Here is a 317-nt window from a genome sequence, read left to right on the forward strand (position 1 = left end):
AGCTTACGCAATGATCAAAGCTTTAAATAAACTAACAGGGCTAGGTATGCCTAAAACTTACCGAATTGATTGAAATAATACCATTCTAGTGTTGTCACCTCTAAATTTGAATTACGCAACAAAGCCATGCTATGAAGCCATTCGTATCAAAAAAGCCACCCCACTTGTGCCCCCAAGACTTGGTGCAGTTTTTTGGGAAAAGGGACATCCACGAAATTTATCCGTCGGGTTTCAACAGTTTTATGGTTCTAATAAGCAGTGGAAAACACGGTTTGGGTATCATAAAAGGTCAATTTCAGAAACGGCAATGCATCGAG

1 pseudogene is annotated in these 317 nt (G+C 39.7%); it reads left to right on the forward strand.

The features are described 5' to 3' along the window. Positions 1 to 127: 127 nt before the first annotated feature. A pseudogene (locus tag HC723_RS17120) lies at positions 128 to 317 on the forward strand (IS5/IS1182 family transposase); the annotation flags it as partial.

Source organism: Vibrio sp. S11_S32 (genome assembly GCF_014694465.1).
GTDB lineage: Bacteria > Pseudomonadota > Gammaproteobacteria > Enterobacterales > Vibrionaceae > Vibrio > Vibrio algicola.